This window comes from Stenotrophomonas sp. C-A (genome assembly GCF_054030835.1).
Genome location: NZ_CM132916.1, coordinates 3,356,664 through 3,373,698 on the forward strand (window position 1 = coordinate 3,356,664; position 17,035 = coordinate 3,373,698).

Below are 17,035 nucleotides of genomic sequence, written 5' to 3' on the forward strand. Positions count from 1 at the left end.
TCCGCATGCAGCCGGTATTACTTGATCAGGCGCAGCGCGAACGGGTAGCGATAGGCTTCGCCGTTGTTGGCCTTGACCGCTGCGATGATGCTGAACACCAGGCTGATGATGCCGACGATCGGGGCCAGGAAGACGCCGATGATCACGATGGTCAGAATCATGCTGATCACCATGGCGATGGTCACGGTGATCTGGAAGTTCAGGGCTTCCTTGGCCTGGTCGGTCACGAAGGCCTTGCCAGCATCGTCCTTGTTGATCAGCCAGATGATCAGCGCGCCGATGAAGCCGGTGAAGATGCCCAGCAGGTGGGCAGCCAGGGCCATGGTGCGCTGGTCGGCCGGCACGTCGGTGGTGGCCGGCGGCGGCGGGACGTTATCGAATTCGCTCACGACAAAACTCCTTTTCATTGGGTGGTCTTGACCCACCAGCACCAAGCTGGTTGCGTCAGGCGGGCATAGCTTACGCCATCGACGCCATCAATCATTACCGGCGATGGTCATCCGCCCCAGCAGGATCGAACCGGTCCGGATGTGCGAGCGCGGGTCGACGTCGCTGCCAACCGCTTCGATGCTGCTGAACATCTCGCGCAGGTTGCCGGCGATGGTGATGCCATCCACCGGGTACTGGATCTCGCCATTCTCGACGCGGAAGCCGCCGGCACCGCGCGAGTAGTCGCCGGTCACCCCGTTCACGCCCTGCCCCATCAGCTCGGTCACCAGCAGGCCATCGCCCATCTGGCGGGCGATCTCCTGCAGGGAGCCCGCGTTGGCGGCCAGTTGCAGGTTGTGCACGCCACCGGCATTGGCGGTGGTCTGCAGGCCCAGCTTGCGCGCCGAGTAGCTGCCCAGCACATAGCGCTGCAGCACGCCGTCACGGACCAGGGCCGAAGCACGGGTGGCCACGCCGTCACCGTCGAAGGCGGCCGAGCGCAGGCCACGGCGCAGGTGGGGCAGTTCCTCGATCTGCATCCAGTCCGGGAACAGCTGCTGGCCAACGCTGTCCAGCAGGAAGCTGGCTTGGCGGTACAGGGCACCGCCGGACACCGCCGACAGCAGGTGACCGACCAGGCTGCGCGCGACTTCCGGGGCGAACAGCACCGGCATGCTGCCGGTGGCCATCGAGCGAGGCTGCAGGCGGGCAACGGTACGCTCGGCGGCACGACGACCGACCAGGCCCACCTCCTCAAGGTCCTCGCGGGCCAGCGCGCTGGTGTACCAGCCATCGCGCTGCATGCCATCGCCCTGGCCGGCGATCAGCGCACAGCCCACCGAATGATGGGTGCCACGCTCACGGCCGAAAAAGCCATGCGAATTGGCGTACACCGACAGGCTCTGCATGCTCGACACCGAGGCGCCGTCGGAGTTGCGGATCTGCGCATCGGCCTCACGACCTGCGTTCTCGCAGGCCAGGGCCAGGTCCACCGCCTCGTCGGCCTGCAGCGCCCAGGGATGCCAGCTGTCCAGGTCGGGGAAGTCGGTCGCCATCAGCGCCGCCTCGGCCAGGCCGGCGGCCGGGTCGTCCTCGGTATGGCGGGCGATCGCGCAGGCCTGCTCGACCGTGGCGGCAAGGCTGGCCTCGTTCAGGTCGCCGGTGCTGGCGCTGCCCTTGCGTTGGCCGAAATAGACGGTGACGGCGATACCGCGGTCACGGGTGGACTGCACGGTCTCAACCTCGCCAAGGCGGACATTGACCTCCAGGCCACGGTCCTCGCTGCAGCTGACCTCGGCCTGGCTGGCGCCCAGCGCCCGGGCACGGTCGAGCAGCTGCTGGGAAAGGTCGGCCAGCCGTTCCAGCCGGGCCGGGCTGTCGTCGCCGACAGCGACTTCAGGGGCGATCACGTTCAATGCTTTATCCTGTACGGGTTGGGCCCGGCATCACGCCGGGCGACTTTTTTTGAGATCAGGTAGGAACGATGCGCGGACGCGACGAAGAAACCGGTGAATTCCACGACAAGAGCCGCAGCCAGAACCGGCGCGATGCGCTCGACGTCCTGGCCCTGGGCGAGAAGCTGGTGTCGTTGACCCCGGCCCAGCTGGCGCGCCTGCCGATTCCGGAAGACCTGCTGCCGCACATCGCCGAGTGCAAGCGCATCACCGCCCACATCGCCCACAAACGCCAGCTGGCGTTCCTGGCCAAGCACATGCGCCGCGAAGAAGACGCCACGCTGGATGCGATCCGCGATGCGCTGGACGCCAACAGCGAAACCGGCCGCCGCGAAGTGGCGATGATGCACCGCGTGGAAGACTGGCGCGAGCGCCTGCTGGCCGAAGGTGACAAGGCGCTGGCCGCCCTGCTGGACGATTACCCGCAGGCCGACCGCCAGCAGCTGCGCACGCTGGTGCGCAACGCGCAGGCCGAGAAGGCGAAGAACAAGCCGCCGCGCGCCTACCGCGAGATCTACCAGGTGCTGCGCGCGCTGATGCTGCCGGCGGCGCTGGGCCTGAAGGCCAGCGGCGAAGACGCTGGCCACGTCGAGACCGACGAGGCCGACGAGGGCTGAGTCCGCGCCGGTCGGGGCGGTGGCGCTGGCCATCGCCCGGCTCAGGCCTGGGTACCGCCGACGGTGATGCCCTCGATCAACAGCGAAGGCTGGCCGACACCCACGGGCACGCTCTGCCCATCCTTGCCGCAGATGCCCACGCCCTCGTCCAGGGCCAGGTCGTTGCCGACCATGCGCACCTTCTGCATGGTTTCCGGACCGTTGCCGATCAGGGTCGCGCCCTTCACCGGCGTGGTGATGCGGCCATCCTCGATCAGGTACGCCTCGGTGGCCGAGAACACGTACTTGCCGCTGGTGATGTCGACCTGGCCGCCGCCGAAGTTGACCGCGTACAGGCCCTTCTTCACCGAACGGATCATCTCCTGCGGGTCGTGCTGGCCGGCACGCATGTAGGTATTGGTCATGCGCGGCATGGTCAGGTGCGCGAACGATTCGCGGCGGCCGTTGCCAGTCGGCGCTACGCCCATCAGGCGCGCGTTGAGGCTGTCCTGCATGTAGCCGACCAGGATGCCGTCCTCGATCAGCGTCGTGCACTGGCTGGGATGACCCTCGTCGTCGATGTTCAACGAGCCACGGCGTCCGTCCAGCGTGCCGTCATCGACGATCGTCACGCCCGGGGCGGCAACGCGCTCGCCGATCCGGCCCGCGTAGACGCTGGTGCCCTTGCGGTTGAAGTCGCCTTCCAGGCCATGGCCGACCGCTTCATGCAGCAGCACGCCGGGCCAGCCCGGGCCCAGTACCACCGGCATCACGCCGGCCGGTGCCGGTACCGCTTCAAGATTCACCAGCGCCTGGCGCAGCGCCTCACGGGCGAAGGCTTCCGGGCGGCCGTCCGCGAACAGTTCCTCATACCCGTAACGGCCACCGCCACCGGCATAGCCGGACTCGCGACGGCCGTTGTGCTCGACGATCACCTGCACGTTCAGGCGCACCAGCGGGCGCACGTCAGCGCCCAGCACACCGTCGCTGCGGGCGATCAGCACCGTATCGACGCCGCCGGACAGGCTGACCATCACCTGCTTCACGCGCGGGTCGGCGGCACGCAGGTAGCCGTCCAGGCGCTTGAGCACCTCGACCTTGGCCTCGTTGCCGATGCCGTCGATCGGGTCCAGCGCCGGGTAAAGCGCGCGCGCGTTGCCACGCAGCAGCGAGCGCCCGGTCTGGGCACCACCTTCGCGCGAGATCGCGCGCGCCGACTGCGCCGCCACCCGCAGCGCATCGGCATGGATGTCGTCGGAGTAGGCGAAACCGGTCTTCTCGCCGGAAATCGCCCGCACGCCCACGCCCTGCTCGATGGAATGGGCACCGTCCTTGACGATGCCATCCTCCACGCTCCAGCTCTCGCGGCGGGCGTGCTGGAAGTAAAGGTCACCAAAGTCCACACCGGGGCCGAGCAACTGCCCGAAGGTGCGCTCCAGGCCAGCGGTATCCAGGCCACCAGGGCGCAGCAGGCGGTCTTGGGCAAGCGTCAGGGCGATATCAGTCATGGTTCTCGATCTGGGGATGCGGGGGCGCTCAGGCAAGCCCCGTGAACAGGAAAGCCGCGCTCAACGCGCGCGCGGCAGGCCGGTGACGGTCGGCGGAATGGCCGGTGCCGGTGCCGGCGCGGGTGGCGGAGCCTTGTCGCGGCTGCGCTCGATCACTTCCACCTTCGGTTCCTTCCATGGACCGGTCACCTTGTAGGTACGGGCGCCAATCTCGCCCAATGGTTTGGACAATACCGCATTGGTGGCCGCGCCCAGCGCCGCCCCCACCGGGCCACCGGCCACCGCCCCCACCACGGTCAGCAGATTGCCTGCGCGCGGGTTGACGTCGATGGTCTGGTCGAACTGCTGGTTGCGCAGGTCGGCCTGGCCGCGGATGGTGATGTTGGCTGCCGGGCCTTCGATCAGCACCTTGTCTGTGCGCGCCATGCCCTGGCCGAACTGCATGCTGCCGTCGATCTGGTTGAACGCGAAGCCCTTGGAGAAGAAGTCGCGGAAGTCGAACATCAGGCGCCGCGGCAGCTGGGTCACGCTGAGCAGGCCCAGCACGCGGCCGGCGCCGGGTTCCAGCTCCAGCAGCTGGCCGTTGCGTGCGTGCAGGTCCAGGCGGCCCTGCAGGTTGCCCAGCTGGAAGTCCGACGGCCCCCCACTCCACGTGGCCTGCAGCTGCGCCTGGCCGGAACCGCCACGCAGCTGGCCGCCGTAGTCGAGGTTCTGCATCAGTCCGCCCAGATCCTCGCTGCGCACCTGAGCGGTCAGCTCGGTGCGGGCACCACCGGTGCGGCCCAGCCAGCGACCGCTGATGTCGATCTCCTGGTCAGGCGCACGGAAGCGCAGCTCATCCACGTTCAGGCCATTGGCCAGCGGCCGCGTACGCAGCACCGCCTGGCCCAGCACCACCTTGCCGAACTTCAAGTCGGCGATGTCCAGCGCGAACGGCGGCAGCTTGGCCGGGTCCATGTCGTTGGCGCCGGCCTGTACCCGTGCCGGCGCGGCCGGTGCACCTGGAGCCGCCGGCAATGACTGCCAGTGCACGCGGTCGAGCTGGCCACTGATGGTGCCGCCGTCTGCATTGGGGACGGTCAGGCGCCCGGCCAGCGACGGGCCGTCCAGGCGCACATCCAGTGCCTGCGCTCCCGGGCGCAGCTGCAACCGGGTCTGCTCGAACACGCCACCGATCAGCATCAGCTTGCCGACCTGCACATCCACCGCACGCAGCGGCATGCCGTCATCGTCGTTGCCACCACGGGCCAGGCCGATCCACTCCAGCGCATCCAGGGTCGGGCTGCGGCCATTCACGGACAGTCCGCTCGGCGGCGGCTCGCGATCGGCATGGTCGCTTCCCAGCGTCACCTGCACACCCGTCTGGTTGTTGTGGCTGCGCGCAGCCAGCGCCAGGCGCTGGCCGAACGCCACGTCGATGCGGCCGGCCCCCATCGGCAGCTGTGCAGCCACGGTGGTCGCCAACGGCTCGGCAGCCGGTTTGTCCAGCGGCGCCGGCAGATCCAGCCGGGTCCCGACCAGATCGGAGCTCAACCGCAGCTCGCTGGGCGGCGCAGGCGCCCCCGGAGCGACCTTGGGCAGATTGACCGCGATGGTCCACGGCGAGGTGCCGGCGATGTAGGGCTTCAGCCACGCCATTTCCGGTGCGCGGTCGATCAGCACGCCAGCATCGAGGTTGGCCGACAACTGCGATTCAAAGGCCAGCTTGCTGTCGTGCACGTAGCCACCGGCACGCAGGCTCAGGCGGCCGTCCTGGCCGAGGTGGCGCACCGCCAGTTCCTCGGCATCGAAACCGCCGTTGCTGTAACGCGCCTGCCCGTGCATGTTGTCAAAGGTGAGCTGGAAGCGCTTGTCGACCAGCTTCACGCCGGCCAGATCGACCGTTCCCTGCAGGTGGCCGCCCCCTTCATCGTGGTGCAGCGGCTGCAGCAGATCGAAGGTCACATGCGCCGGGCCCGTAGCGGTGAGGTTGTCCAGGGTGTCGCCATAATCCTTGTGCAATGGGCTCTGCCGCAGCATGGCCAGCAGCCTGCCGGCCTCGCTCTGCGCATCGGCACGCACGTACAGCGGCTGCTGTCCGAAGTCCTGGATGCCCGCTTCGAATTTCTGCACCGCCACGCCGGCCAGATCGCCTCGACCGTGCATGTCGAAGCCGGGGCCGATGAAGGCGATATCGGCGTCGACCTGGCGCATCAACGGCCAGTCGTGCTGGAAGCGGATGTCACCATTGGTGATATGGCCGGTCGCCTCGAAGCGGCCATCGTTGTTGTCGAACGGCCAGTCGTCCAGGTCGCCACTGACCAGGCCGATGCCATTGCGCACCTGGCCGCCGGCCAGCGCCATGTCCAGCCAGTCGGTGGCGCCCTTGCTCATCTTGGAGTGGATCCAGAAGCGCTTGGCCGATGTCATCGGCACGTCGTCCAGCTTGGCCGCCAGCTGCAGCCACGGCCGCGTACCGTCGCCCTGGAACCAGACACCACCGCGCACGTCCGCCGCGTAATCGGTGCCTTCCACGCGCATCGCCGCCGTACCGATGCGCCAGCCACCGCCTTCATCGCGCCAGCCCACCACCTGGCCCGCCAGGTGCAGATCGTGGCGCACGCCGAAGCCGGTCGGCCAATCGAACTGCAGCTGGCGTTGCGGCTGCAGCTGCAGGCTGAAGCCATCCGCGTCGCCTTCGAAGCGCCCGCCCAGGCCGCGCAGGCCGGGCGAATTGCCCACGCTGGCGAAGCCCAGCGACTGCAGTTCGCCCTGCGCCCACAGCGGGCCATCGCGTTCGCCCGCCAGCTGCAGCTCGCGCACGTCCAGCTGCGGCCTGGACAGGAACAGCCAGCGACGCAGGCCCGGTTCAAGACGATCGCTCAGGGCCAGCGCACGCAGCGCGATGCCGGCCTGCACTTCGCCAGAACTGACCCGCAGCTGCTTGCCGAGCTGCAGCTGCAGGCCATCGAGCTGCTGCTCGCCTTCTTCGGTTTTCAGGCGCAGGCGCGGCATCTGCAACGCCCAGCCGTCGACCTGGCGCTGCCAGCGCAGGCGTGCCTGCAACCGCTGCAGCTGCAGCTGCGGAGCCGCCATCGCGGGCATCGGTGCGCCATCGATGCGGACATCACGCAGGTCCGAATCGGTGGTCACCGCCACCGGCGCGAAATCGCGCAGGGTCAGCCACAGGTTGAGTTCGCCCTTGCCTTCGCGCAGGCGCACACCGCCGGCCGCCAGCAGCGGCGACCAGGCATGAAAATCGACCGGATCGGCGCCCAGCCAGGCCTGGCCGTTGCCGCGCACGCGGTCCACGTCCAGCACCGCAGTCAACGGCAGCGCTTCGGTCTGGGCCCAGGCGCGCACGCCTACACGCAGGCGGTCGCCGTTGACCCGCAGGCGCACGTCGATGCGTGGCAGCGTGGTATCGATCCCCAGCCCCGGCGCATGCACGCCCAGGCGGCCACCGATCACCTGCAGTTCGCCCAGCCGGCGCAGCGCATCCAGCGGGTCCCCGCCATTGGCGGCCTGCGGCAGGCCACGCACCGACCAGCGGCCGTCCTCGCCCTGCTGCAGGTCCAGTGCCAGGCCACGCAGGCGCAGTTCGGTCAGCGTGCGGCCGGGCAGCAGCCCGCTGTACATCGACACCAGCACCTCGGCCTCGCCGATCGCCAGGCCCTGGCCGGCGCCAATGCGCAGGCCCTTCAGCTGCAGCAGCGGACCACGCCGGGTCCAGGCCGTCTGCAGCTGGTCGAAACGCACCGGCTGGCCGGCGCGTTCACTCAACCAGGCGGCAATCCTGTCGGGATGGCGCTCGGCCAGCGGCAACAGCTGGCTGAGAGTGCCCACCAGCAGTGCCAGCCCGACCAGGCCCACCGCGCAGGCGGCAATGAAATGACGGCGGATCCTTCGCAGTCGCAGGCGCGGCGGCGCGCTCATCGGCCACCGCCGGCCTGCGGCCGGCGAGGATCAGAGCAGAACAACATCGAATTGCTCCTGCAGGTACTGCTCGTCCGCCTGGAAGCGGATGCTCTTGCCGAGGAATTCCTCCAGTTCGGCCACTGCCGCGGATTCCTCGTCGGTGATGCGCGCGACTACCTTGGTCGAAGCGATCACCAGCAGGCGCGCGGCATCGAACTGGCGCACGGCACGGGTGATCTCGCGGAAGATCTCGTAGGTCACCGTCTCGGTGGTCTTGATGCTGCCGCGGCCGCTGCACTGCGGGCAGGTTTCCGACAGCTGGCGCTCCAGGCTTTCCACCGTGCGCTTGCGGGTCATCTCCACCAGGCCCAGCGGCGAGAAGTCGTACACGGTGGTCTTGGCATGGTCACGGGCCAGCGCCTTTTCCAGCGTACGCAATACCTGGCGGCGGTGCTCGGCATCATCCATGTCGATGAAGTCGATGATGATGATGCCGCCCAGGTTGCGCAGCCGCAGCTGCCGTGCCACCGCCTGTGCCGCTTCCAGGTTGGTGCGGAACACCGTCTCTTCCAGGTTGCGCTGGCCGAGGAACGAACCGGTGTTGACGTCGATGGTGGTCATCGCCTCGGTCTGGTCGATCACCAGGTAACCACCGGACTTCAGCGGTACCTGCTTGTCCAGCGCGCGGCCGATCTCATCCTCCACCCCGAACATGTCGAAGATCGGACGATCGCCGGAATACAGCTCGATCTTCTCGGCCAGCACCGGCATGTACTTGGCGACGAAGGCCTGCAGCTGGGCGAAGGTCTCCTTCGAATCCACCTTCACCTTGTCCACGTCCTTGCGGATCAGGTCGCGCACCGAACGCAGCGGCAGGCTCAGGTCTTCATAGATGTTGCTGCACGAGGGGGCTTCGCGGCCGCGGCGCTCGACCACGTTCCATACGCGCGACAGGTAGGCGATGTCCTCGGCGATGGCCTCGGCCGGCTGGCCCTCGGCATTGGTACGCACGATGTAGCCGTAGCCCCCGTGCTGCGCCGACAGTTCGGTCACCAGCGCCTTCAGGCGCGCGCGCTCGGTTTCATCCTCGATGCGTGCCGATACGCCCACCACTTTCGACTGCGGCAGCAGCACCATGTAGCGCGAGGGAATGCTGATCTGCGTGGTCAGGCGGGCGCCCTTGGTCCCGATCGGGTCCTTCACCACCTGCACCACGATGTCCTGGCCGTCGCGCAGCAGCTCGACGATCGGCACGCTGGACGGCGGCGGCAGCGTGGTGTTCTCGGTGTCGGCACTGGCTACCGGCGCCGGCCGCACCACGTCGTTGGCGTGCAGGAACGCGGCGCGCTCCAGCCCGACTTCGACGAAGGCCGCCTGCATGCCGGGCATCACCCGCTGTACCTTGCCCTTGTAGATGTTGCCGACCACACCCCTGCGCCAGCCGCGCTCGATGTGCAGTTCCTGCAGCATGCCATTTTCGATCACCGCGACCCGGGTCTCGCGCGGGGTCACATTGACCAGGATTTCCTCAGACATCGGCAGCCTCCCTGGCGGCATCGGCAGTGGGGGCCGGCACGCCACAGCGCGCCAGCAAACGATCGGTGTGCAGCAACGGCAGCCCCATCACCCCGGAATAACTCCCGGACAGGTGCTCGATCCAGCGCTCGGCCCCGCCCTGGATGGCGTAGGCACCCGCCTTGTCCAGCGGTTCGCCGGTGGCCACGTAGGCGGCGATGTCGGCGGCGTCGATCGGGGCGAAGGTCACTTCGGAAATGACCAGCTCGCTGTCCAGCCCGTCCGCGCCGACCACCACCACCGCGGTCATCACCTGATGGGTACGCCCGGCAAGACGTGCCAGCATCGCCCGCGCATCGGCGGCGTCGGTGGGCTTTCCGAACACGTCGCCGTCCAGCACCACCTCGGTGTCCGAACCGAGCACCCGCGCCTGCGGGTCATCGGCCAGCACCCGGGCCAGGCCAGCGCGCGCCTTGTCGGCGGCGACCCGGCAGACATACTGTTCGGCGCTTTCAGCGGGCGCGCGCTGCTCGACGACCTCCAGGTCCAAGGCCTGGAAGGGGCGTCCGAGTCGGGCCAGCAGCTGGTTGCGTCGGGGGGAGCGGGAAGCAAGGTAGAGCATCGGCACAGCATAACCTGAGGCTGCCACCTGAATCGTCGGCAACCCGTTCCGGAACGCGTTCAACCCCGAACGGGCTCACAGCGCGTTCATCGCTACGACACCACCCTCAACGGCACAACAAGGAGTTCTCCATGCGCCTGACCGCCACCCCGCTGCTGCTCGCCCTGTCCCTCGCCCTTGGAACCTCGATGACCGCCCATGCTGCCCCGTCGTCGCCGTCGATCGCCGCTCCGGCCGAAGGCACCCTGCTGAACATCTCGGCCAACGCCGAGGCGACCCGCGTGCCAGACGTGGCCACCCTGTCGGCCGGTGTGGTCACCCAGGCCGCCGATGGCAACAGCGCCATGCGCCAGAACGCCCAGCAGATGGACAAGGTACTGGCTGCGATCAAGGCCGCCGGCATCGCCGAGCGCGACGTGCAGACCAGTGGCGTCAGCCTCAACCCGCAGTACCGCTATGCCGACAACGAAGCACCGAAGATCACCGGCTACCAGGCCAGCAACACGGTCAGCCTGAAGGTGCGCGACATCGCCAAGCTGGGCAAGGTGCTGGACGCACTGGCTGCGCAGGGCGCCAACCAGATCAATGGCCCCAGCTTCGAGATCGACCAGCCGGAACCGGTCTATGACGAAGCCCGCCTGGCTGCACTGAAGAAGGCCCAGGCCCGCGCCCAGACCTATGCGAAGTCGCTGGGCCTGCAGGTGCGCCGCATCGTCAGCATTTCCGAGAACGCCGGCGGCGGCTACCGCCCGATGCCGATGATGCGGGCCATGTCGGCCGGCGCGGCGATGGACAAGGCCACCCCGGTCGCACCAGGTGAATCGACGGTCTCGGTCAACCTGGACGTGGTGTTCGAACTGGGCCGCTGATCCCGTTCGTCATTGCCGGCAAAGGCGGATCCCGCAGGGGATCCGCCTTTTTTCATGCCCGCAGCCGGCACTGGCTGAAGGCCAGCCCAACGATCCCCCCCCTGCCTCTAGGCAGTAGCCGCCATGTCGCGCTACTGATGGACTGCCAGCCGCGTGCGGCAACCCCGCCACGGGCCCTGGTGTGTTGAGGACTTCGTCACTGGCATGGAGGTGGACCATGGTTCGTACGTATCCCGTTGCATCCCCGCACTTCGACCCCGCCCGCGTTGCCGCCTGGAGCGCGGCCATCGCCCTGCATCTGCTGGCCTTCCTGTTGCTGCTGATCCCGGCGACCTACCAGGCTGTGCAGGTCCCGCGTGACAAGACTGCGGTCAGGCTGATCGAGAAGATCCCGCCACCGCCCACGCCGCCCGTTCCGATCCCGCCGAAAGAGATCGTCCAGGTGGTGCCCAAACCGCGGACGCAGCCGGTGGTACCGCCGCTGCCCGCCCCCACCGCGACCGTGGAGGAGACCCAGGGCATCGCACTGCCGGCCGCCGAACCGGCCCCGCCCCAGCTCGCACCGAGCATCGATACCGCCACACCACTGGCCGGCGCCCAGCTGCAGTACCGCAGCGCCCCGCCGCCGGCCTACCCGCTGGCGGCACTGCGCAACCGCGAGCAGGGTACGGTGCTGTTGCGGGTAGAGGTGGACACCCACGGGCAGCCGGCGGTGGTCAGCATCGAGCGCAGCAGTGGCTCGCGCAGCCTGGATCAGGCCGCACGCCAGCAGGTGCTCAGGCACTGGCGCTTCGAGCCGGCCCAGCGTGATGGCGTGGCCGTGCCGGCCATCGGCATGGTGCCGGTGCAGTTCTCGCTGCCGGACTGAAGTGATCGCCGGCCCGGCCCTCTGCCGGGCCGGCCCTTCCGTCCGGGCGGGTACGGACGGAACAGGATCAACTGTTATCAATTAAGTAAAAATTCACGACTTCGTCACCTGCCGGAAACCTAGATTGGTCCGTCCCGGAATCTACCGGAGACAGCCCTCAACGCTACGGTTTTCCAGTTAGGAGAGAAGCTGTGAAACACCTGATCCAACGGCCCGCCAGCCGCCGCCGCACCACCCTGGCATCGTCCATCACCCACATCCTTACCGGCGGCACCCTGCTGCTGGTTGGCGCCGTGGCGTCCACCTCCGCTTTCGCGCAGGAGAAGGCCACCAACCTGGACCGCATCACGGTCACTGGTTCGAACATCCCGCGCACCAACACGGAAACACCGTCCCCGGTGCAGGTGGTGACCCGCCAGGAGATCGATCGCACCGGCAAGACCACACTTGCCGAGTACCTGCAGACCATCACCGCCGATGGCGCCGGCTCCATCCCCAAGACCTTCGGCAACGGCTTCGCCGGTGGCGGCGCCGGCATTTCGCTGCGCGGCCTGGGCGCCGGCTCGACGCTGGTGCTGTTGAACGGCCGCCGCATGGCCACCTACGGCCTGGCCGATGACGGCCAGAAGGTGTTCACCGACCTCAGCACCATCCCCCTCGATGCCGTCGAGCGCGTGGAAGTACTGAAGGACGGCGCCTCGGCGATCTATGGTTCCGATGCCATCGCAGGCGTGGTCAACATCATCCTGCGCAGCGACTTCCAGGGCGCGATCCTGCGTGCCTCCTACGGCACCTCCGGTGATGGCGACGGCGATGCCAAGAAGGCCACTCTGACCGCCGGTACCGGCGATCTGGCCACCGATGGCTGGAACGCATTCTTCAGCCTGGACGTCGGCAAGACCGATGCCATCAAGATCAGCGACCGCAAGAACCGCAAGTGGATCGGTACCGGCGATACCCGCCCGTGGGGCTACGACGCAGCCGACTCGCAGTTCCTGGGCGGCGCGTATCTATCCAAGGGCACGGCAGGCGGCGTCGGCCCCAATGGTTCGGTCTTCGACGACCGCAATGTAACCAAGGACAATCCTGCCTTCCTGGTCGCGCTGCCGGGCTGCGCGAACCTCACCACCATTCCGGGCCAGACGGATGCAAGCGCGCAGGCGCAGGGCTGCCTGTGGGATCCGGCGCAGCAGTATCGCGACCTGACTCCTGAAGAGAAGTACATCAACGTGTTCGGCCGTGCCAGCTTCGCTTTCGGCGAAGGCGGCGAGATCTACACGGAGATCGGCTACTCGAAGAAGGAAACGATCTTCAGCAACACCCCGTCAGGCGCTGCGGGTACCTGGGGCTATCCAGGCGGCGTCGTCACCGCGAACAGTGGCTCCAAAGCCACCGTGCTCGGCCCGAACCATCCTGACAACCCGATTCCCGGCCAGGCCTCCAGGCTGCGCTATTCGGCGTGGGATGTCGGTCCGCGCGTGACCAACAACACCAACGAGTTCAACCGCTTCCTGGTGGGCGTCAAGGGCAACTGGGGTGACTGGAGCTACGACACCGCCTACCTGCATTCGGCGACCGACCTGGTCAACAAGCGCACTGGTTTCCTGCGCTACAGCGCCGTGCAGTGCGCGCTGGGCAATCCGAACTGCGCAGGTGGCGTGTGGCGCATCGGCGACAATGCCAATCTGAATTCGCAGGCGTTGTACGACTACATCTCACCAACCATCAGCGCCCGTGCGAAATCCGGCCTGGACATGTTCGACTTCACCGTGTCGCGCAGCCTGATGGACCTGAAGGGTGGTCCACTGGGCCTGGCAATCGGCACGGAATGGCGCAAGACCAGCAACAGCCTGACCCCGCAGACCTATACCGACACGGGTGACATCATCGGTCTGGGTTACTCGGCCTACGACGGCACCCAGAACGTGTACGCCGGTTACGTCGAACTGTCCGCACCTGTTCTGGAACAGCTGGAACTGTCTGGTGCCCTGCGATACGACAAGTACGAAAGCGGTGAAGGCAAGGCCACGCCGAAGCTCGGCGTGAAGTGGACTCCTGCCGACTGGATCGCACTGCGTGCCAGCTATGCTGAAGGCTTCCGCGCACCGAACCCTGCCGAAAATGGTGACGGTGGCCTGGCTGCATTCTCGAACGCATCCGACCCGGTTCGTTGCGCCATCGACGCCGGCGAATGTACCGCCCGTACGGTAGCGATCATCACCCGCCCGAACAAGGATCTGAAGCCGGAGGAATCCAAGAGTTACTCGGTGGGCATCGTGCTGCAGCCGACGTCCTCGACCTCGTTGACCGTCGATGCGTGGCAGATCAAGCGCACCAACGAAATCGCCCAGGGCAGCACGACGGCAGCGATCCGGGCCGGCAATGTGGTGCGTGACATCAACAACATCGGCGGCGTTCCCAACAGCGGCAACATCCTCGCGGTCAACACGGCCTACGTGAATGCCAACTCTTCACGTGTTCGCGGCATCGATACCGATATCCGCCAGACCTTCGACATCGGACCGGGCCAGCTGGAAATGGACCTGCAGTGGAGCCACGTCCTGAAGTTCGAGCGTACCGAAGGCGATGAGACTGTCGACTATGCCGGCACCCACGGCAATTGCGACGTCACCAACTGCATCGGCACCCCGAAGGACAAGATCAACTTCGGTACCACCTGGCGACAGGGACCTTGGAGCGTCAGCGGCATTGCCAACTACATCGGCAAGATGGACAACACCGACAAGCGCGGCGGCACGTATCAGGCGTTCTATGAAGATGGAACGCCGGTGAAGAAGATCTCTTCGTTCACCACCTTCGATCTGTCCGGTCGCTGGAACATCACCGAAGCCTTCGAGCTCAATGCCTCGGTGGCCAACGTGTTCGACCGTATCGCCCCGCTCGATCCGACCACCTACGGCGGCGTGAACTACAACCCGATGCACTTCTCCGGTGCGCTGGGCCGTTACTTCACCGTCGGTGCCAAGTACACGTTCAAGTAATCCTGCTGCAGCGTCACCCGCAAAGGCCCGGGCTCTCGCCCGGGCCTTTGCTTTTTTCCGCACGCGACAGCGTCCATCATGGGCACCCCGACAGCTGCAGCGCACGTGATGCCCTCTTCCAACCAACGCCTTGGCCTGACCGCACTGACCGCACTGGTGGTCGGCTCGATGGTCGGCGCCGGTATCTTTTCATTGCCGCAGAACGTAGCGCGCAGCGCCGGTCCGGCCGCCGCGCTGATCGGCTGGGCGGTGAGCGGCGCGGGCATGCTGATGCTGGCCTTCGTGTTCCAGGCGCTGGCCAACCGCCGGCCTGATCTCGATACCGGCATCTACGCATACGCGCGCGAAGGCTTCGGCAATTACATCGGCTTCTCCGCTGCGTGGGGTTACTGGGTTGCCTCGGTGCTTGGCAACGCCAGCTTCTTCGTGCTGATCTTCAGTGGCCTCGGCCACTTCATGCCCGTGTTCGGCGAAGGCAATACCCCGGCCGCCGTGACCGCATCGTCATTGCTGTTGTGGACCGTGCACCTGTTGGTGCTGCGTGGCCTGCGCACCGCAGCCATCGTCAACGGCCTGGTGACCGTGGCCAAGCTGCTGCCGATCGCGCTGTTCCTGATCCTGGCCGCCGGCGCGTTCCGCATGGACGTGTTCCGCGCCGATTTCCTCGGCACGCCTGCACTCGGCGACCTTGGCCAGCAGCTGCGCGGCATGATGCTGGTGACCGTGTGGGTGTTCATCGGCATCGAAGGGGCCAGCATCTATTCGCGACGCGCGGCACGCCGCACCGACGTGGGTCGCGCCACGGTGATCGGCTTCCTTGGCGTGTGGCTGCTGCTGGTGCTGGTCAGCCTGTTGTCGATGGGCGTGCTGTCGCAGGCGGAACTGGCCGGACTGCCAAATCCGTCGATGGCCTATGTGCTGCGCGCCATTGTCGGCGAATGGGGCGCGACGGTGATCATCATCGGTTCCATCATCTCCGTTCTCGGTGCATTGTTGGCCTGGGTGCTGCTGTGCGCTGAAGTGCTCTATGCCGCCGCAGGTGACGGCACCATGCCCGCCTTCCTTGGCCGTGAGAACGCGCGCGGCGTGCCGGCCAATGCACTGTGGTTGAGCAACGGCCTGATCCAGTTGTTCCTGCTGCTGGTGCTGGTCAGTTCCGGCAGCTACACCGGGCTGGTGCTGCTGGCCGCGTCGATGAGCCTGGTGCCCTACTTCCTGTCCACGGCATTCGGCGTGCAGCTGGCCTGGCGCGGGCAGGCCTATGCCGGTGAGCCGGGTGTGCGCTGGCGTGATTTCGGAGTAGCACTGCTGGCCAGTGCGTATGCGCTGTGGCTGGTGTATGCCGGTGGCCTGGACAACCTGCTGCTGTCGGTATTGCTGTACGTGCCCGGTGTGGTGTTGTTCGCACTGACCCGGCGCCAACGCGGCGAACAGGTATTCACGCGATGGGAATGGGCGCTGTTCGGTGCGATCCTGATCGTGGCGATCGCCACGCTGGTGGCGTTCTGGCGAGGAGCGCTGGCGCTGTAGAGCCGAGCCCACGCTCGGCTTCGCACAGGCAGCCGAGCACGGCTCGGCTCCACAACAGCAGTCGAGCAAGCTCGACTCCACAAAGACGCAAAAAAAAACCTGCATCTCGCGATGCAGGTTTCTCAAGGTGGCGCCCGAAGTTGGACTCGAACCAACGACCCCCTGATTAACAGTCAAGTGCTCTAACCGGCTGAGCTATTCGGGCAGACGACTAGTATAACCACTCTTCACGCGCGATGGTAGGGGTGATTGGCAATCATTGCGGCAGCCCGATACAGCTGCTCGGCCACCACCAGGCGTACCAGCATGTGCGGCAGCGTCAGCGGTCCGATCGACCACTTCTCGTCGGCCAGCGCGGATACTTCCCGCGAATGCCCTTCCGGACCACCGATCAGGAACGCCAGGTCCCTGCCCTGCCCGCGCCAGTGTTCCAGGCGCTGTGCCAGCTGTTCGGAACTGAGCTGGCGACCCGGCACATCCAGCGCCACCACATAGGCATTCTTCGGCAGCGCAGCGATCACCCGCTTGCCTTCATCTTCAGTGGCGCGGCGCGGATCACGGCCTTTGCCGCGCAGGCCGGGCTCGATTTCCACCAGCTCGAACGGCAGCCAGTGCGACAGCCGCTTCTGGTACTCGGCGAAGCCCTGCGCCACCCAGCTGGGGGCGCGTTCACCGGTGGCGATCAGGCGGGCTTTCATCAACGGTCCTCCAAAACGTCGACGGCGCCACCGGCGCCGTCGAAGGG

Annotated in this window: 12 protein-coding genes and 1 tRNA gene; 5 read left to right on the forward strand and 8 right to left on the reverse strand. The window is 67.0% G+C overall.

Annotation, left to right across the window (positions count from 1 at the left end):
• Positions 1 to 17: 17 nt before the first annotated feature.
• Together ACW5IY_RS15820 and pmbA are read right to left on the reverse strand one after the other, a co-directional pair.
• Complete coding sequence (locus ACW5IY_RS15820; protein WP_010482972.1) at positions 18 to 389, reverse strand: DUF4870 domain-containing protein; 372 nt, start codon at positions 387 to 389, stop codon at positions 18 to 20.
• A gap of 87 nt (positions 390 to 476) precedes the next feature.
• Positions 477 to 1,844 (reverse strand): metalloprotease PmbA, encoded by a 1,368-nt coding sequence (gene pmbA / locus ACW5IY_RS15825; RefSeq protein WP_010482969.1) that lies wholly within the window; start codon positions 1,842 to 1,844, stop codon positions 477 to 479.
• Positions 1,845 to 1,912: 68 nt separating this feature from the next.
• On the opposite strand from pmbA, the gene yjgA reads away from it, so the two are divergent.
• A complete protein-coding gene (yjgA, locus tag ACW5IY_RS15830; protein WP_049437338.1) occupies positions 1,913 to 2,500 on the forward strand; it encodes a ribosome biogenesis factor YjgA in 588 nt (195 codons plus the stop codon).
• A 41-nt stretch (positions 2,501 to 2,541) separates the two neighbouring features.
• Here yjgA and tldD read toward each other — a convergent pair whose 3' ends face one another.
• The 4 genes from tldD to ACW5IY_RS15850 are packed head-to-tail and all read right to left on the reverse strand — an operon-like array spanning position 2,542 to position 10,021.
• Positions 2,542 to 3,987 carry a metalloprotease TldD gene (tldD, locus tag ACW5IY_RS15835; RefSeq protein WP_049437340.1) on the reverse strand — a complete coding sequence of 482 codons (1,446 nt, stop codon included), beginning with the start codon at positions 3,985 to 3,987 and terminating at the stop codon, positions 2,542 to 2,544.
• A gap of 60 nt (positions 3,988 to 4,047) precedes the next feature.
• On the reverse strand, positions 4,048 to 7,902 hold the full coding sequence (locus tag ACW5IY_RS15840; protein ID WP_049486914.1) for a YhdP family protein: 3,855 nt from the start codon (positions 7,900 to 7,902) through the stop codon (positions 4,048 to 4,050).
• A gap of 30 nt (positions 7,903 to 7,932) precedes the next feature.
• Positions 7,933 to 9,420 carry a ribonuclease G gene (gene rng, locus ACW5IY_RS15845; RefSeq protein WP_049437343.1) on the reverse strand — a complete coding sequence of 496 codons (1,488 nt, stop codon included), beginning with the start codon at positions 9,418 to 9,420 and terminating at the stop codon, positions 7,933 to 7,935.
• Positions 9,413 to 10,021 (reverse strand): Maf family nucleotide pyrophosphatase, encoded by a 609-nt coding sequence (locus ACW5IY_RS15850; protein ID WP_029379848.1) that lies wholly within the window; start codon positions 10,019 to 10,021, stop codon positions 9,413 to 9,415. Before ACW5IY_RS15850 ends, rng begins: the two co-directional genes overlap by 8 nt.
• A 131-nt stretch (positions 10,022 to 10,152) precedes the next feature.
• On the opposite strand from ACW5IY_RS15850, the gene ACW5IY_RS15855 reads away from it, so the two are divergent.
• The 4 genes from ACW5IY_RS15855 to ACW5IY_RS15870 all read left to right on the forward strand — a co-directional run bounded on the left by ACW5IY_RS15855 (position 10,153) and on the right by ACW5IY_RS15870 (position 16,290).
• Positions 10,153 to 10,890 carry an SIMPL domain-containing protein gene (locus tag ACW5IY_RS15855; RefSeq protein ID WP_006382138.1) on the forward strand — a complete coding sequence of 246 codons (738 nt, stop codon included), beginning with the start codon at positions 10,153 to 10,155 and terminating at the stop codon, positions 10,888 to 10,890.
• A 217-nt stretch (positions 10,891 to 11,107) separates the two neighbouring features.
• Positions 11,108 to 11,758: an energy transducer TonB gene (locus ACW5IY_RS15860; RefSeq protein ID WP_049437346.1), complete on the forward strand. Its 651-nt coding sequence runs from the start codon at positions 11,108 to 11,110 to the stop codon at positions 11,756 to 11,758.
• Between the two features lie 191 nt (positions 11,759 to 11,949).
• Entirely contained in the window at positions 11,950 to 14,760 is a 2,811-nt protein-coding gene (locus ACW5IY_RS15865) for a TonB-dependent receptor (protein WP_049437348.1), read from the forward strand.
• A gap of 108 nt (positions 14,761 to 14,868) precedes the next feature.
• Positions 14,869 to 16,290 carry a basic amino acid/polyamine antiporter gene (locus ACW5IY_RS15870; protein WP_049437349.1) on the forward strand — a complete coding sequence of 474 codons (1,422 nt, stop codon included), beginning with the start codon at positions 14,869 to 14,871 and terminating at the stop codon, positions 16,288 to 16,290.
• A 128-nt stretch (positions 16,291 to 16,418) separates the two neighbouring features.
• On the opposite strand, the gene ACW5IY_RS15875 is transcribed toward ACW5IY_RS15870, so the two are convergent.
• A tRNA-Asn gene (locus tag ACW5IY_RS15875) sits at positions 16,419 to 16,495 on the reverse strand.
• 22 nt (positions 16,496 to 16,517) lie between these two features.
• Complete coding sequence (gene rlmH / locus ACW5IY_RS15880) at positions 16,518 to 16,988, reverse strand: 23S rRNA (pseudouridine(1915)-N(3))-methyltransferase RlmH (RefSeq protein WP_049437350.1); 471 nt, start codon at positions 16,986 to 16,988, stop codon at positions 16,518 to 16,520.
• Positions 16,989 to 17,035: the final 47 nt, after the last annotated feature.

Excerpts from the sequence above, each read along its gene's own strand:
- yjgA (WP_049437338.1), top strand. The coding sequence starts at position 1,913 with ATGCGCGGACGCGACGAAGAAACCGGTGAATTCCACGACAAGAGCCGC.
- tldD (WP_049437340.1), bottom strand. The coding sequence starts at position 3,987 with ATGACTGATATCGCCCTGACGCTTGCCCAAGACCGCCTGCTGCGCCCT.
- ACW5IY_RS15840 (WP_049486914.1), bottom strand. The coding sequence starts at position 7,902 with ATGAGCGCGCCGCCGCGCCTGCGACTGCGAAGGATCCGCCGTCATTTC.
- rng (WP_049437343.1), bottom strand. The coding sequence starts at position 9,420 with ATGTCTGAGGAAATCCTGGTCAATGTGACCCCGCGCGAGACCCGGGTC.
- ACW5IY_RS15850 (WP_029379848.1), bottom strand. The coding sequence starts at position 10,021 with ATGCTCTACCTTGCTTCCCGCTCCCCCCGACGCAACCAGCTGCTGGCC.
- ACW5IY_RS15855 (WP_006382138.1), top strand. The coding sequence starts at position 10,153 with ATGCGCCTGACCGCCACCCCGCTGCTGCTCGCCCTGTCCCTCGCCCTT.
- ACW5IY_RS15860 (WP_049437346.1), top strand. The coding sequence starts at position 11,108 with ATGGTTCGTACGTATCCCGTTGCATCCCCGCACTTCGACCCCGCCCGC.
- ACW5IY_RS15870 (WP_049437349.1), top strand. The coding sequence starts at position 14,869 with ATGCCCTCTTCCAACCAACGCCTTGGCCTGACCGCACTGACCGCACTG.
- rlmH (WP_049437350.1), bottom strand. The coding sequence starts at position 16,988 with ATGAAAGCCCGCCTGATCGCCACCGGTGAACGCGCCCCCAGCTGGGTG.